Consider the following 14,226-nt stretch of genomic DNA (forward strand, 5'->3'; position numbering starts at 1 on the left):
CCCCAGGGCTTCACCGCAAAACGCCCCTCACCGTCAAGGTGGGGGGCGTTTCGTGTGCGCTCCGATGGTTGCGCTTACCGGTCATCGCTCTATCGCCGTGACTGTTCAAGGGAAATCCGGTCGGGCAACACCCTTGCCATAGAACATATGTTCGATTAGGCTTCGAACATGGATCTCGACGAGATGCTCACCGCGCCACCGGATGTGGCCGCGTGGCAGCTCGCGGACACCGAGCTCCTGAGGCTGATCCCCGAGCTCTCGCTGCGGATGCGGCAGCTCGAGGCGCTACGGGTGCGGTTGATGCATCAGGTCGATCAGCGGTGCGTGGCCGAGCAGGTCGGGGCCTCTTCGCCCGGCAATTGGCTTGCCGGCGCGGCCACCATGACCCCCGGCCAGGCCAACAAGATCGTCCGGCTCGGACGGGAGCTGTCGAAGCATTCGGAGGTGGCCGCCGCGTTCGATGCCGGCGACACCGATTGCGACCAGATCCGGGTGATCATCGAACTCCTGAACAAGGTCCCCGACCCCGACGCCCCAGCCCGCAGCGACGACAACGTCGCAACCGAGACCGATGCGGACGGCGGCGGTGTCGATGACGGTGAGAATGTGTTCGACATCGTCGGAACCGACTCCACCCGCGCACAGGCCTGCGCCCGCTACCTCCTCTACGCCGCCCGCACCGAAGACTCCACCACCCTCGCCCGCCGAGCCAAGGCACTCGATCAGATCCTCAACGGCGACAAGAAGAACCCCGATTCGGAGAACGCCGAACTCAACGAATTCCACGCCTCACCCGGACTCGGCGGCCGCGTCCACCTCAAAGGACACCTCGACGCCGCCTCCGGCGAAGCCCTCCTCACCGCACTCTCCGCCCTGTCCAAGCCCCGCCCCGGGGCCGACAACCGCGACGGACAAACCAGCAAAGACCAACGCACCCCCGCCCAACGCCGAGCCGACGCCCTCACCCACATCGTCCGCACCTATCTGGACTCAGGGCAGGCACCCGTCGAAGGCGGCGAACGACCCCACATCAACGTCTTCGTCGACGCCGACGACCTCGCCGCCACCACCGACGACCACCATCACGAACGCGACCGCCACCGCCACCTTCGGGGGCGACGGCGCGGACCGGCCTGGATGCCGTGGTTGGGGCCGATCTCACTCGACCTCGCCGCCCAGATCTCCTGCGACGCCGACATCACCCCCATCACCATGGACGCCGACGGCAATCCACTCGACGTCGGACGCACCACGCGACTGATACCCCGCAAGCTTCGCCGCGCCCTCAATGCTCGGGACTGCGGCTGCGCCTTCCCCGGCTGCGGACGCCCCGCCGCCTGGACCGAAGGCCACCACATCCAGCACTGGTCCAACGGCGGACCCACCAACCTGTCAAACCTGGTACTGCTCTGCCGCTTCCACCACACCACCATCCACCGCGGCGACTGGACCGTGACCATCAGCAAAACCGACGGCCACCCCTGGTTCACCCCACCCACCTGGATCGACCCCCGACGACAACCCATGCCGGCACACAACCGGCGCAACCAACTCACCTTCGCCGCCTGAAAGGCGAAACCACCGGGCACCGCCCGACCACCCGGAAACGGGATGCGTCGGCGCGGTGCCCTGTGCCATGCAGCCACACCCCTGCTTCACGTGAACCGTGCCCGCCACGGCGGTCAGGAACTCGCGCCCAACAAAAAAGATCTCCCGGCCCTGTCACACTCCCGCCGCCCCGTTCGTCAGTGAGGTGTAGACGCCAACCGAAAGAGAGCAGCAACCATGACGAACACCACCTCCATCTCGCGGATGCCCAACCCCGGCGATTTCGTGCCGGAGCTGAAGGACATCAGCGCCGCCCTGTTCCGTGCCACGGGAAACCAGTCGGTCCCCCGCGCCACGATGAGCCTGGTCCACCTGCGCGCTGGGCAGATCGTCGGCAACACCTACCTGACCATCCTGAACACCGGATTCCTCCGTAAGGCCGGCGAGTCCGAGGAGCGCATCACGGCCGTGTCGTCCTGGCAGGACGCCCCGTACTTCACCGACGCCGAGCGAGCAGCACTGGCCCTCGTGGAGGCGGTCCTCCAGCCCGCCCCGCAGGGCAAGGAGCGCGTCAGTGACGAGCTGTATGCGGAGGCGGCCAGGCACTACGACGAGAAGGCACTGGCCACCCTCACCATCGCGATCGGCCAGATCAACTTCTTCATCGCCTTGGCCCTGATCGGCAAGCCTCAGCCGGTCGCCTCGCTGGCGGACGAGCAGTGGGACTGACCTGACCCCCGCTCACCCCGCTGACGAAACTACCTCCGATCAGGAGACGCGCTCTGGTCGCGTGACCGTTCCCGGAACGCGCCGACGAACATCCATCCGGCGTAGAGGAACAGCCCGCCGACCACAACCGTGATCATCAGCGCGCGCTGCTTGCCGGTGATGAGGCTGTTGACGTAGCCCATGTAGGGCACGCTGTACCAGACCTTGCCTCGAACCTGCTCGGGAACAACCGGATTGGTGTCCGGTGATGGGTTCGCGTCACCCTGGGTGACGAAGGTGGTTTCGCCCTGCGAGTTCTTGCGCACCATGGTGATGCGATGGGTGACCACCTCGGGTTTCCCCGATTCCTTCTGGAAGGTGATCGCGTCGCCTGCCGTCAGTGCGGTCGGGTCATGAGGCTTCACCACGATCAGGGTTCCGGGCGGATAGGTGGGCACCATCGAGCCCGTGAGCACGGTGTAGGGCGTCGACCCGGTGAGCCGCGGGATGACGATCGTCAGCGCGAGGATCGCCACCAGCACAAGGAGCAGCAGCCACGAGACGATGCTCTTGACCCAACCCCACGCGCTGGTGTCCGGACCGGCGTCGTGCACCGCATGGCTCATCGGGATTCGGCCGCGAACGTGAACGTCGCGGTGGTGCTCGCGCTCGGAGCCGCGGCGGCCCCCACCGTGCCCCGCAGGCACAGCACCTCACTCGCACCCGGCTGCACCGTGCGCCACTCCGGCGCGGCCGGAGCCTGCGCACCGATCATCGCGCCGGCGTAGAGCTGCGTCGCACCCGCAGGGGCACCCTGCGCGGGACACGCGGACTCGGAGCCCACCGTCGAGACCGCAAGCTCCAGCGGCACAGCGGCATTGGACTGTGCGGCATTCTGCAGCCGGTACTTCATCAGCACGTTGCCCGAGTTGTAAATGGTCACCGGCGCCTGGGCGTACGCGCCCGGCATCAAGTTCGCCCCCGCCAGGGCGGAGAACGGGTAGTTCGTGGTACCACCCTGTCCCACAGACAGATCCAGGATGCCCGAATGGATCGAGCCGGCGTCCACGGCCACGGACTTACTCCACAGCGCGCCGGTCTGCTGGGCCGACATCAGCGCCACTCCGACGACCGCGGCGCCACCGATCGCCAACCAACGAGTCTTGTTCGACATGGTGCCTACACCTGCTTCAGAGTGACGTTGAAGTTGGACAGATCGATCTGGGCGGTCTGTGCCGTGACTCCCGAGGTTCCCTGCGCGAAGTCGAAGGTCACCTTGACGTCGACGACCTTTCCGTTTTGCGCGGGCGTGATCACGGCACCCCCGGCGCCCGACGGGAGCGGTGCCCCGTTGACGGTCGCGGTGACGGCGGTCGTCATCGCGGCCTTGAGCGCCGGGTCGCCGGTGATGGTGGCGCCGTCGACGGCGAGGTTCGCCCGAAGGTTGGTGCCCTGTGCGGTGACCGTGAAACTAGCTGTATAGGTGACGACGTCACCCGGCACCGCTCGGAAACCGGTGATGGAGACGGCGCCGTTCTGGTCTTTCCAGTTCGGCGTGCCGCTCTGAGTGAGGGCGAGCGCACCGGCACCCACCCCACCGCCGCCGATGCTGGCCCCCGAGTTCCACGCCGCCAGAGTGCCTGCACCGCCGGCCAGCAGGACGGTCGCGGCCCCAGCCGCGATCGCGCCCTTCATCTTGTTGTTCATCTGATGATCAGCTTTCGTCGGAACCCCGTCGGGGGTTGGATAATTCGGCGCCGAAGCGGGCTGCTACTTGACGAGTTCCGCGATTGCGGCCGGCACGTCGCCGGTCTTCGGGTCGACCTTCGTCTTCGTCCAGCCCGACGAACCGTCGACCACGTACAGCGCATCGGCGTCGATGATCCACAGCCGATCGGTCCCGTCCTGCCACTTCACCATCGCGTTCGCACCCGCCGGGGTGCTGAACACCTCGGCGCCCGAGGCATCGGTCACCACCGCGTTCGAACCGGACACTCCGGCCTTGTACGTTCCCGACGGCGACGGATTGCTCAGATTCAGACCGCCGAGCTTCGGCGAGGACTCCTGTACCACAGCGGCTTCCGCCGCGGCGGGGGGTTCGGTCGTCGTGGTCGGCGCGGTCGTCGTAGTCGTCGGCACGGTCGTCGTAGTCGTCGGCACGGTCGTGGTCGTGGTCGGCGGCACAGTCGTCGTAGTCGTCGGTGCAGTCGTCGTGGTCGGTGCAGTCGTCGACGGTGCGGTCGTCGTGGTCGGTGCAGTCGTCGACGGTGCGGTCGTCGCGGTCGTCGGCGCGGCGGTCGTCGTCGACGGCGCCGTCGTCGTTGTCTCGGGCGCAGCCGCTCGGGCCATCATCGCCTCGGCCCCACCGGGAGCCATCAGCGCCTGAGGTCCGCTGGAGAGATTGCCGTCACACTTGATGTTCCAGAGCGTGTAGGCCCAGATCTTCTCGCCGACCCAGCCGGTACCGACCTGCCCGTTCCGCACGGCCTTCACCTCGATATGGGACGAGGAGGCCGTCTCGTACACGTTGTTGTACGCGTTCACATCGATGTAGACCTGGTCACCCTTGTTCGGCGGAATCGTGGGATTCCAGCTGCCGCCCCACGCGTCATACAACTTGATGTCGTAGGTGTATCCCGGGCCGAGATGCTCCCACTTCATTCGGACGTAGCTGCTGTTGCTCTCGCAGCCCAACCACTTCGGAGCGGGCAGGAAGTCGACCGCCGACCCGAACGAGCTCGTGGCGGCCGACGTCTTGGCCCATGCGGCACTGGTGCCTGCGACCTGAGTCATGCCGAGCACCGCCAGCGACGCGGCACCAAGGGCCATCAGCGACCGAGCCGGCACCGCGAAACGCTGTGTCGGAGAGACGGTTCCGGCCTGCGTCTCCGGACTCGGCTGTGACACCTGATCCTGCTCCGGCACCATCTGGTCCTGCTCGGCCGAAGCGCCACCGGTGCCGGCATCCCCGTCGTCATCGCCCTTGCGACCCGAGGTGGGGCGGAAGGCGATGACCATCAGGCCGCCAACAAAAGCGCCACCGAGGAAGATCGCGATCGGCGAAGACAGCCACGCCACCACGTATCCCAGTCCGGGAAGGCTGAAGAACACCCGGTCGGCCTCGGTGACCGTGTACGGGGAGATGTCCGCGTCCTGGTTCGCATCGCCCTTGAGAATCAGCACAGAGCTGTCGCCGTCGGAGGACACGATCTCGTGCACGCGGTGGGTGATCCGCGTGCCCTGCTCGTTCTCGACACTGACGATGTCGCCGACGCTCAGCTCGGAGGCAGCCACGGGCTTCGAGAGCGCGAGGGCCCCGGTGGAGATCTCGGGAGACATCGAACCGGAGCGGAAGATCAGCGGCTTGATGCCGAAGAAGAACGACGCCGCGGCGGCCAGCACGCAGATCAGGCCCGCGATGGCGCCCACGTTAAGGGCGATGTCACGCCCGGAGCGAGAACTCGTGGAATCCACTGGATTCTGGTGGTCGGTCATGGCGCGCTCAGGCCGTCGTCGCGTTGAAGTTGAAGGAGGTGTTGACCGTCTGGTTCTGCGCGGCCGTCGGCGCCGCCGAGTCCAACACCACCTGGAAGCAGAGGGTCTCGCTCACGCCGTTGGCCAGTGAACGACCCGTACCGATCAGGTTGGCCGAGCCGCCCGACACCAGGGCGACGTTGTTCGCGATCACCGTGCCACCGCTGCACGCCGTACCGTTCGACGTACCGGTGGACACCGTCACCTTCAGGTACTGCGCCAATGCCGAGGACGTCGACGACGCCGCCATCGTGTACGAGAACGGACCCGAACCGTTGTTCTTCACCGGCAGCGTCGCCGCGACACTGTTGCCCGGCATCATCCCGGTCTTGGTCAGGGTCGTGAACCCGACGGTCGACCCGGAATCCCCGTTGAGCTGCAGATCGATCGATCCAGTGCTGAACACACCCGAGGTCGCCGTCGCCGTGTCACTCCAGGCCGCCAGCGTCCCGATCGCACCGAGACCCAACACGATCCCCAGCGACGCAAGCGCCCGCGGCTTTCTCCCCGACATCACAGAACGCGCCCGGGCGCCCAGCCCCGACACCGAACTCGAATCCTCATGACGAGACATTGATATGCCTTTCCTGCTCAGTCCAACGGGCGCCGCGGCGCCGAAAGTCGATGTGTGCGTAGCGATGCCGACGCGGGAAGCGATTGATCACCCGACCCGCGATCCCCGCATCGGCATCGGCCGCCGGCCCGGGAGCGGGCCGGGCCGACGACCGACGCCTGCGGGTGCTCGCCGGATGGCGGCCAGGCGAGGTGGAGCTAGTTCTGCTGCAGCTTGACGGCGAAGTTGGACAGGTTGACGCTCTGGCCCTGCGCGGTGGTGCCGCTGGTCGCGTTGTCGAAGGTGAACTTCACCTTCACGTTGACCGTGCTGCCGTCGTTGGCCTCGGTGATTGCCCCACCGGCCAGCGGTGTGGCACCGATGGTCGCGGTGGTCTCCTGACCCAGAGCCGCGAGGAGCTCGGCGCCGCCGGTGATCGTGGCGGGGTCGGCCGTCAGGGTCGCGTGCAGGTTCTTACCCTTCGCACCGACGTTGAAGCTGGCGTTGTAGACAACGACATCACCGGGCACGGCCTTGAACTGGGAGATGTCGGCGATGGCGGTGCCGTTGCCCTCGGTCCATCCCGTGGAGCCCGTCTGCGTCAGCGACAAGGTGCCGGAGTTGACGGCGCCGCCACCGACGGTCTGCGAGGAGTTCCAGGCGGCCATGGTGCCCGCGCCACCGGCGAGGAGGAGTGCGGCCGCGCCGGCGGCGATGGCGCCCTTGGTCTGCTTGTTCATGTAAGAGCTCAGCTTTCGTCGGACCCCCGTCGGGGGTCAGGGAGAGTCGGTGATCGGATCTGGTTACGTGCGCCCGGTCGGGTGGGCTCGGTTTCGGACATCCGTGCTCGTTCAGAGGGTCTCGACATCGCGGCCGGTTCGCAGGTGAGGCGGTGCCTGACTCCGGTAACCGGTTTGCGATTGCATGTGTTTATCACAACGCTGTATCGAATTTCCGGCGTTTCGGGTCGATCGCCCAAATGATCTTGAACGGTTGTCCAGATGCCATTCCATTTTCCGATAGAGCGGGACAGATCCATCGCCTACCAGTCACTATCCGTTACACATGCCCCTGAATCGACTGTCCCTCATTCGGCGGATACCGCGCCTCAAATCGAATACGTAACGTAATTACACTTCGCATGGAATGGTGAATGCCGGTCGAGCCCTCGAGCGTCGAGGCCGGCTGTTAACGTCATCCGCAGCCCGCCCGATAACGCGATGGGCACGGTGCCGAGAACCCCCGGTGCGAGGAGCAGATTGACCGAGAATTCGTCGAACGCAGACCATCTCCCCGTGGCCGAAGTGGGCCCGCGACGCGTCGGCATAGTCGAGGACCACGAATCCGTCGTGATGGGCCTCGAGGCGATGCTGGCCGACCAACCGGATCTCGTGATCGTGGCGTCGGCCCCCACCGTGCCCGAACTGCTCACGCTCGGAGTCGATCTGGATCTGGTGATCCTCGATCTTCGACTCTCCGACGGCTCCTCCCCCAAGTCGAATGTCGAGCAGCTACGGGCCGCCGGACTCGAGACTCTCGTGTTCACGGGGGCGGAGAATCCCTACCTGGTGCGGCTCGCCGCCAAGGCCGGGGTACTCGGCGTGCTGCGCAAGTCCGAGCCAACCGCCACCGTCGTCGCCGCGATCACCGCGGCCGCGAACGGCGAGCAGGTGGTGACCACCGAATGGGCCGCCGCTATCGACGGCGACCCCGGCCTGCACGACGTCGGCCTGAGCCCTCGCCAACGAGATGTGCTCGCGCTCTACGCCTCCGGCGAGAAGGCCGCCCGCGTCGCCAGCCTGACCGGCCTCGCCCCGCACACCGTCAACGACTACCTGGCCAGGATCCGGGCCAAGTACGCCGAGGCAGGCAGGCCCGCCCGCACCAAAACCGATCTCTACAAGCGGGCCGTGGAGGACGGGTGGCTGCCACCACCGCTGCTGCACCCCGGCCGCCCGTGACCACACCGGCGAACAGTCGGCGCCACGAGTCCTCCGATCACATCTCGCGGATGGTCGCGCGGTTGATCAGCGCCGGCTACGCGGCCTACCTGATCCTGCTGTTGCCTGCCGCGATATCCATGGCGCCGCGGATGGACGCCTGGTGGACCCCCGTGGTCGTGGCCGGCGTGTACGGGTCGGGGCTGCTACCCGGCGCGCTGTCGTTCCGGCGCGACACCCGGCCCATGCGGATCGCCTCCGGGGTCGCGGCGACGGCGTTCCTGCTGGCGGTGTTCAGCTGGCCCCTTGCCTGGAACGGCCCGCCCCTACCCAGTGGCGAGCTCCTGTGGTTGGCCACCTTCCCCGGCCTGGCGAGCCTCGCGGTCGTGTCGACATGGCCGACATGGGTGATGTTCGCGCACTTGGTGATCGGGTGCGTCGCCGTCCAGATCGTCAACTTCGCCGCACACGAGGACGCCCCACGGGAACTACTGCTTCCGGAGATCACGTTCGCCATCATGTTCTGCACGCTCTTCATCGGCGCTGCGGTGATGGCGCTACGCACCGGCCGGGTCCTCGATGCCACCACCGATGCCACCCACGCTGCGGCGTCCGCCGCCGCCGCACGTCGCGCCCGCACCGTCGAACGGGAACGCTTCGACGCACTGATCCACGACGGCGTGATGTCCACCCTGCTGGCCGCGTCCCGGCTGGGTGCGACGCCCGCGGTCAGCCGCCTCGCGACCACGACGCTCCGCCAGCTCGACGCCCTGCGCGACGGTCGGGGTGCGCAGGAGCATTTCGGCTGCGAGGAGGCACTCTCCCTCCTCCGCGCGGCGGCGACCGATGTGGACGAGGGAGTCGCGTTGCGCGTCGAAAGGCTCGACGGCGCAGAGACTCTCACCGTCCTGGCCGAGACGACCCGAGCCCTGGCCGCGGCCCTGGCGGAGGCGCTGCGCAACAGCGACCGCCACGCGGGCGAGGCCGCGACCCGCTCGGTGGAGGTCACGGTGGCACGAGAGGGGATCACTGTCCTGGTCGCGGACGACGGGCGGGGCTTCGACCCCGCCGCGGTCCCCGCACACCGACTCGGGGTGTCCGTGAGCATCCACGGGCGAATGCGACAGCTCCACGGCGGGTCCGCCCGGATCGAGACCGCGCCGGGGGCAGGCACCCGGGTCCACCTGGCCTGGAGCTCGTCATGAGCATCGCGGGCGGAACCCGGGACGTCCGCGAGCTGCTCGGGTTGCACACGCGCGGCGCGAAGGCCCTCGTCGCCGCATATGTGCTGACCTTCCTGCTGCTCTCCCTCAGCTCGAGCCCGGGACCCGGCGCGGTGGGGGCGGAGCTGGCGGCCTGGCTCGTCGTCAGCGCGGGCGCGATCACCCTCGTCCGGATCGAGGGAGACCCCTTGCCGTTCCGCCCTGCGGTGGCAATGGCACTCGCAGGCCCGATCGCGCTCAACCTGGTGTTGTCCGTGGTCCCCGTCCCGGTCGACGGGCTGCTGCAGACCTGGCCGCTGGGCGCGGGAACCGCGATCCTGGCGTACATGTGCGTGCGCGGCCGGATCGCGCTCGGCTGGCTCGGCATGACGGCGATGCTCGGCAGCTGCGTGCTGTGGGCGATGCGTACCGGGCAGGGCGCCGGCTACGGCCTCGGCATGTCGGCGATCAACATGGCGCCACTGCTGATGGCCACCTTCGTCGCCTACACCGTCCGACCGGCCGCGAAGGAGATCTTCGAGCTTCGCGAGCAGACCGTCCGGCGCGTCGCCGCCGAGGCCGCCGACTCCGCGGTGCTCGAGGAACGCGACCGGCAGCTGCGGCGCCTCGACGAGCTGGCCAGGCCGCTGCTCGACCGGATCGCCACCGGCGTCGAACTCGATGAGGACGAGCGGATCGCCTGCCGACTACTCGAGGCGCACCTGCGCGACATCCTGCGTGCCCCTGGTCTTTCCGGACCCGTGGTCTCCGCCGCCGCTCGCGCCGCTCGGGGCCGGGGAGTCGAGGTCATCCTGCTCGACGACCGGGCCGTTGACGACGGGGGCGCGGCGCCCGACCGATTCCTCGGCATGGTGGCGGCCGAGCTCGCCGCGGCCACCGACGGGGCGATCACGGTGCGCGTCCTACCCCCCGGCCGCACCACGATGGCGACGGTGCTCGCCAGCAGCACCGACCGGGTTCGGCGCACCGAATTCGACCACGACGGCCACCCCGCGGACGCCGAAGCTTCGCTCGGCTAACCGTGCCCCTGGTTTCATGGGCAGGAAACTGCCGTCTCGGCAGATCGCGTCCCACCCCATAGCCTCGATCCGCAAGGAGGGCCCGCGACGAGGGGTCGTGCCCTCGGCCAGCCGCGTACGCCCGGGGGTCGTGACATGAGAGCCGCAGTCGACGAACAGCACCACCATGCGCACGCACCCGCGGCGCGACCGGAACCGCGCAGCCTGCGCAGGCCGTCGCTGTCGCCGCGTGAGGTCGAGGTGCTGCTCCAGTGGCTGCGCTGCGATTCCAAGAACACCGTCGCCGCCGACCTGTATCTGTCCGTCGGCACCGTGAACACCCATCTCGCACGCATCCGCGCCAAGTACAACCAGGTCGGCCGCTCGGCCCCGACGAAGGCCGCGCTCGTCGCCCGCGCCGTGCAGGACGAGTTGATCTCGCTCGACGAGCTGTGAATCGGCCCACGGCAGTACCCGCGTTGATGACGGACCGCCGACGCGGATGACGAGACGCGTCAATCGGATCGGCACCGCCGAAGAAAAGATCATCCGCACCTTTGCCCGCGTGATCGGTGCCGGAGCGCTGGTCTTTTGCGTGGTGCTGATTCCCATCCTCATCATCCAGTCCCGTGAACTCGCACCGTGGTACACCCCGGTGGCCGCGGTTGTCGTCTTCGTTCCCCTACTCGCCCTGTGGCCCGCAAGCTTCGCCAAGGACCTCCGTTGGGTTCGCGGTCTCGGCTCGCTCTGCGCCGCGACCTACCTCCTCGCGGCAGCCGGCTGGCTGGTCGCGCTGCAGGGACAGATCTCGCCGACCCGCGAGGTGTGGATGTCCGCGATCCCCGGTCTGGTGGCGATGGCGGCGGCGCTGGGCTGGCGTCCGGCGCCGAGCGTGCTGTTCCTCGTGGTCAGCGCGAGCACTGCAGAGGTGATCCGTCACGTCACCCGCGGCGACTCACAGAGTCCACTGCTGGCGGAGACCTTCTACGTTGTGATGACCAACAGCCTGTTCGTCGTCGCGACCATCGCCGCCGTCCAGTCCGGACGCACCCTCGACCGCACCCTCGCCGCAGCCAAGCGCCAGTCCGCGGCGACCGCCGCCGCCTCCGCGCGGTACGTGGAACGCAAGCGGTTCGACGGGCTCATCCACGACCGCATCATGTCGACGCTGCTCGGCATCTCCCGGCACGGCAACACCGATCATCTCAGCGGGCAGTCGGCCGTCGCACTGGCCGAACTCGATCGGCTACGCGTCAGCGACGTCGCCACCGAGGACCTCGACGTGGACGCCGCGGTTGCGCTGATCCGCACCGCGCTGGTCGAGGTCGACGAGGACGCGTCCGTCGACCTCGAGGTCCGGGACGCGACGCTGACCGTTCCCAGGGAGGTCGCGCGCGCGATGGCCTCCGCCGCTGCCGAGGCGCTGCGGAACAGCCTGCGGCACGCCGACCACCCGGAGGTGGAGGCCGACCGACTGGTGATCATCGACGTGGACACCGAGGGCCTGCGGATGCTTGTCGCCGACAACGGCCGCGGCTTCGATCCGGCCCGGGTCCCGCAGTACCGCTTGGGGATCAGCGTGAGCATCAGTGCGCGCATGACAGCGGCCGGCTGCACCTCGGAGATCCACTCGGTCCCGGACCGCGGTACCCAGGTCACGCTCCGATGGGCGGCGCCGTGAGCGGGGCCCCGCCGCGCGACGTGCGCGACGTGCGCGTGCTGCTCGGCATGGACCGTCCGGCGGCGAAGGTGCTCGCCGCTCTGTTCTGCCTGAGCTTCACCCTGGCGGCCCTCGCCAATCTCGACGGGGTGCAGCATGTCTGGCCGATCGTCCTGGCAGCCGTGCTGGTCACTGCCGCGGCGGTGGTGATCATCGCCGTCCCCGGGGACCCGCTGCCGATGGCCTACACGCTCGCACTCACCGCTCTCGGACCGGTCGCGTGCGCACTGGTCCTGTGGCAGCTGCCCGTGCCGGGCTGGACTCTGGACTCCGCCTGGCAGATTCGCGCGGTGACCGCTGTGCTGGTCTACATGTCGGTGCGCGGCCGTGCGCCGTACGCCTTTGCCGGCGCCGCGCTGATGGTCCTCACCAGCGGGGCCTGGTCCGACGCGACCGGCCAGGGATGGGGCACCGGAATCCGTTTGGCTTCAATCAATCTCGCACCCGTCCTGATGTCGGTGTTCTTCGCGTTCAGCATCCGACCCGTTGGCCCCGCGGTGTTCAGGCTGCGCGAGCAGGAGTCCGAGCGGGCCGCGGACGAGGCGATGACCCAGGCCGTGCTGCGCGAACGCGACTCCCAGCTCACCCGGTTGGACCTGCTGGCCCGGCCGCTCCTCGAGAGGTCCGCGACCGGGGACGAGTTCGGCGACGGATGCCGCGAGGAATGCGGACTGTTGGAGGAGCGCTTGCGCGACACCCTCCGTGCTCCCGTGCTCGCGTCCGACGAGGGGGTCAGCCGCGCCGTGGAATCGGCCAGGAGGCGCGGGGCCAGGGTGATCCTCCTCGACGACGGCGGACTCCGCGACGGACCGGACGCCCTGGTGTCGCAACTGCACTCCGCGCTGATCGATGCCCTGCACGAGATCACCGCCGGGACGTTGACCGCCCGTGTCCTGCCCGCGGGGCGGGCGACCGCGGCCACCATCCTGTCCGAGAACGGCGCGCGGGTCGGCCGCGTCGAGCTCGGTCACGACGGCCGGGTGCGGACCGAGGTACGCCACGGCGGGATGCGCGAGATCGTTCCTCAGCGGGGATGCGGCGCGTCCGCTGCACCGCACCGCGGCACGATCAGGTGATCGTCAGTCCGCCGTCGACCGGGATGGTCTGCCCGGTGACATAGGCGGCCGCGTCCGAGGCGAGCCAGACGAGGGTGGCGGCGAGTTCCTCCGGGTCGCCGATCCGGCCGAGGACCAACCGCGGCGCCATGCTGTCGAGGTAGCCGTCCTGGTAGGAGTCGGTCATCTCGGACTTGAAGAAACCGGGCGCGATCGCGTTCACCCGGATACCCCTTCTGGTGCCCCACTGCTGGGCCAGGTCGCGGGTCAGTCCGATCAGCCCGGCCTTGCTGGCGGCGTAGGCGGCCTGCGGCAACCCCGCGGTGGTCAGGCCGAGGACGCTGGAGATGTTGACGATCGCCGAACCCGGCGCCATCACCCGGCCACAGGCCTGCGCGGCCCAGTAGGCACCGTTGAGGTTGATGTCGATCACCTGCCGGAACTGTTCCGGCGTCTCCCGCGTCGCGGGATGCGCCGTGCCGATCCCGGCGTTGTTGACCAGCACGTCCACCCGGCCGAAGCGCTCCATGGCGGCATCGATCATGTGCTGGGCCTGGTCCGGATCGGCGATGTCGGTCGACACGCACAGCGCCTCTCGGCCGGTGTTGCGCACGAGTTCGGCTGTCCGCTCGAGCTTGTCGACGCGACGGGCCGCGAGCACGATGTCGGCGCCCGCCTCCGCACAGGCGACCGCGAAGGCGACCCCCAGACCCGACGAGGCGCCGGTCACGACGACGACCTTGTTGTCCAGCCGGAACCTGTCCAGGATCCCCATCGTGTTCTCCTTCCGAAGGCTTCTAAGCGTCCGCTTAGTTTAGGGCATAGGGGCAGGGCCCCCGTGGGGGGGGGTGGAGGAGAGCCAACACGACTAACCCCCCCCCCACGCCCACGGAAACCTGGTTTTAAACATACAACAAACAACAACAAAGCCAGAGCAGGGGTCAATA

15 protein-coding genes are annotated in these 14,226 nt (G+C 68.3%); 8 read left to right on the forward strand and 7 right to left on the reverse strand.

Features of this window, described 5'->3' with window-relative positions; genetic code table 11:
• Positions 1-168: 168 nt before the first annotated feature.
• Positions 169-1,569: an HNH endonuclease signature motif containing protein gene (locus ABIC28_RS15040; protein WP_354579581.1), complete on the forward strand. Its 1,401-nt coding sequence runs from the start codon at positions 169-171 to the stop codon at positions 1,567-1,569.
• 216 nt (positions 1,570-1,785) lie between these two features.
• A complete protein-coding gene (locus ABIC28_RS15045; protein WP_099459060.1) occupies positions 1,786-2,277 on the forward strand; it encodes a carboxymuconolactone decarboxylase family protein in 492 nt (163 codons plus the stop codon).
• A 29-nt stretch (positions 2,278-2,306) separates the two neighbouring features.
• On the opposite strand, the gene ABIC28_RS15050 is transcribed toward ABIC28_RS15045, so the two are convergent.
• The 6 genes from ABIC28_RS15050 to ABIC28_RS15075 form a co-directional block, all read right to left on the reverse strand.
• Entirely contained in the window at positions 2,307-2,882 is a 576-nt protein-coding gene (locus tag ABIC28_RS15050) for a signal peptidase I (RefSeq protein WP_269588734.1), read from the reverse strand.
• The gene (locus ABIC28_RS15055; protein ID WP_097213420.1) at positions 2,879-3,430 is read right to left on the reverse strand and encodes a hypothetical protein; all 552 of its coding nucleotides are present in this window, start codon (positions 3,428-3,430) and stop codon (positions 2,879-2,881) included. The genes ABIC28_RS15050 and ABIC28_RS15055 overlap by 4 nt, the downstream gene beginning before the upstream one ends.
• 5 nt (positions 3,431-3,435) lie before the next feature.
• Positions 3,436-3,963, reverse strand: a complete 528-nt coding sequence (locus ABIC28_RS15060; protein WP_354579585.1) for an alternate-type signal peptide domain-containing protein — start codon at positions 3,961-3,963, stop codon at positions 3,436-3,438.
• A gap of 63 nt (positions 3,964-4,026) precedes the next feature.
• On the reverse strand, positions 4,027-5,685 hold the full coding sequence (locus ABIC28_RS15065) for a signal peptidase I (protein ID WP_354579586.1): 1,659 nt from the start codon (positions 5,683-5,685) through the stop codon (positions 4,027-4,029).
• A gap of 73 nt (positions 5,686-5,758) precedes the next feature.
• Positions 5,759-6,364: a SipW-dependent-type signal peptide-containing protein gene (locus ABIC28_RS15070; protein ID WP_097213422.1), complete on the reverse strand. Its 606-nt coding sequence runs from the start codon at positions 6,362-6,364 to the stop codon at positions 5,759-5,761.
• 197 nt (positions 6,365-6,561) lie between these two features.
• A complete protein-coding gene (locus ABIC28_RS15075; RefSeq protein WP_097213423.1) occupies positions 6,562-7,083 on the reverse strand; it encodes an alternate-type signal peptide domain-containing protein in 522 nt (173 codons plus the stop codon).
• Positions 7,084-7,695: 612 nt separating this feature from the next.
• On the opposite strand from ABIC28_RS15075, the gene ABIC28_RS15080 reads away from it, so the two are divergent.
• The 6 genes from ABIC28_RS15080 (at position 7,696) to ABIC28_RS15105 (ending at position 13,300) form a co-directional block, all read left to right on the forward strand.
• Positions 7,696-8,304, forward strand: a complete 609-nt coding sequence (locus ABIC28_RS15080) for a response regulator transcription factor (protein ID WP_245222121.1) — start codon at positions 7,696-7,698, stop codon at positions 8,302-8,304.
• The gene (locus ABIC28_RS15085; RefSeq protein WP_257017700.1) at positions 8,265-9,488 is read left to right on the forward strand and encodes a sensor histidine kinase; all 1,224 of its coding nucleotides are present in this window, start codon (positions 8,265-8,267) and stop codon (positions 9,486-9,488) included. Before ABIC28_RS15080 ends, ABIC28_RS15085 begins: the two co-directional genes overlap by 40 nt.
• Positions 9,485-10,525 (forward strand): DUF8320 family protein, encoded by a 1,041-nt coding sequence (locus ABIC28_RS15090; protein ID WP_097213425.1) that lies wholly within the window; start codon positions 9,485-9,487, stop codon positions 10,523-10,525. Before ABIC28_RS15085 ends, ABIC28_RS15090 begins: the two co-directional genes overlap by 4 nt.
• Before the next feature lie 135 nt (positions 10,526-10,660).
• On the forward strand, positions 10,661-10,960 hold the full coding sequence (locus ABIC28_RS15095) for a LuxR C-terminal-related transcriptional regulator (protein WP_097213426.1): 300 nt from the start codon (positions 10,661-10,663) through the stop codon (positions 10,958-10,960).
• A gap of 46 nt (positions 10,961-11,006) precedes the next feature.
• On the forward strand, positions 11,007-12,185 hold the full coding sequence (locus tag ABIC28_RS15100) for a sensor histidine kinase (protein ID WP_097213427.1): 1,179 nt from the start codon (positions 11,007-11,009) through the stop codon (positions 12,183-12,185).
• Complete coding sequence (locus tag ABIC28_RS15105; RefSeq protein ID WP_354579590.1) at positions 12,182-13,300, forward strand: DUF8320 family protein; 1,119 nt, start codon at positions 12,182-12,184, stop codon at positions 13,298-13,300. Before ABIC28_RS15100 ends, ABIC28_RS15105 begins: the two co-directional genes overlap by 4 nt.
• Here ABIC28_RS15105 and ABIC28_RS15110 read toward each other — a convergent pair.
• The gene (locus tag ABIC28_RS15110; protein ID WP_097213429.1) at positions 13,293-14,054 is read right to left on the reverse strand and encodes an SDR family NAD(P)-dependent oxidoreductase; all 762 of its coding nucleotides are present in this window, start codon (positions 14,052-14,054) and stop codon (positions 13,293-13,295) included. The two genes, ABIC28_RS15105 and ABIC28_RS15110, sit on opposite strands and share 8 nt — an antisense overlap.
• Positions 14,055-14,226: the final 172 nt, after the last annotated feature.

The sequence above is a fragment of the Rhodococcus sp. PvR044 genome (assembly GCF_040548995.1).
Taxonomy (GTDB): Bacteria; Actinomycetota; Actinomycetes; order Mycobacteriales; family Mycobacteriaceae; genus Rhodococcus_G; species Rhodococcus_G oryzae.

Coding starts and splice junctions, on each gene's coding strand:
- ABIC28_RS15040 (WP_354579581.1), top strand. CDS start 169: ATGGATCTCGACGAGATGCTCACCGCGCCACCGGATGTGGCCGCGTGG.
- ABIC28_RS15045 (WP_099459060.1), top strand. CDS start 1,786: ATGACGAACACCACCTCCATCTCGCGGATGCCCAACCCCGGCGATTTC.
- ABIC28_RS15050 (WP_269588734.1), bottom strand. CDS start 2,882: ATGAGCCATGCGGTGCACGACGCCGGTCCGGACACCAGCGCGTGGGGT.
- ABIC28_RS15055 (WP_097213420.1), bottom strand. CDS start 3,430: ATGTCGAACAAGACTCGTTGGTTGGCGATCGGTGGCGCCGCGGTCGTC.
- ABIC28_RS15060 (WP_354579585.1), bottom strand. CDS start 3,963: ATGAACAACAAGATGAAGGGCGCGATCGCGGCTGGGGCCGCGACCGTC.
- ABIC28_RS15070 (WP_097213422.1), bottom strand. CDS start 6,364: ATGTCTCGTCATGAGGATTCGAGTTCGGTGTCGGGGCTGGGCGCCCGG.
- ABIC28_RS15075 (WP_097213423.1), bottom strand. CDS start 7,083: ATGAACAAGCAGACCAAGGGCGCCATCGCCGCCGGCGCGGCCGCACTC.
- ABIC28_RS15080 (WP_245222121.1), top strand. CDS start 7,696: ATGGGCCTCGAGGCGATGCTGGCCGACCAACCGGATCTCGTGATCGTG.
- ABIC28_RS15090 (WP_097213425.1), top strand. CDS start 9,485: ATGAGCATCGCGGGCGGAACCCGGGACGTCCGCGAGCTGCTCGGGTTG.
- ABIC28_RS15095 (WP_097213426.1), top strand. CDS start 10,661: ATGAGAGCCGCAGTCGACGAACAGCACCACCATGCGCACGCACCCGCG.
- ABIC28_RS15100 (WP_097213427.1), top strand. CDS start 11,007: ATGACGAGACGCGTCAATCGGATCGGCACCGCCGAAGAAAAGATCATC.
- ABIC28_RS15110 (WP_097213429.1), bottom strand. CDS start 14,054: ATGGGGATCCTGGACAGGTTCCGGCTGGACAACAAGGTCGTCGTCGTG.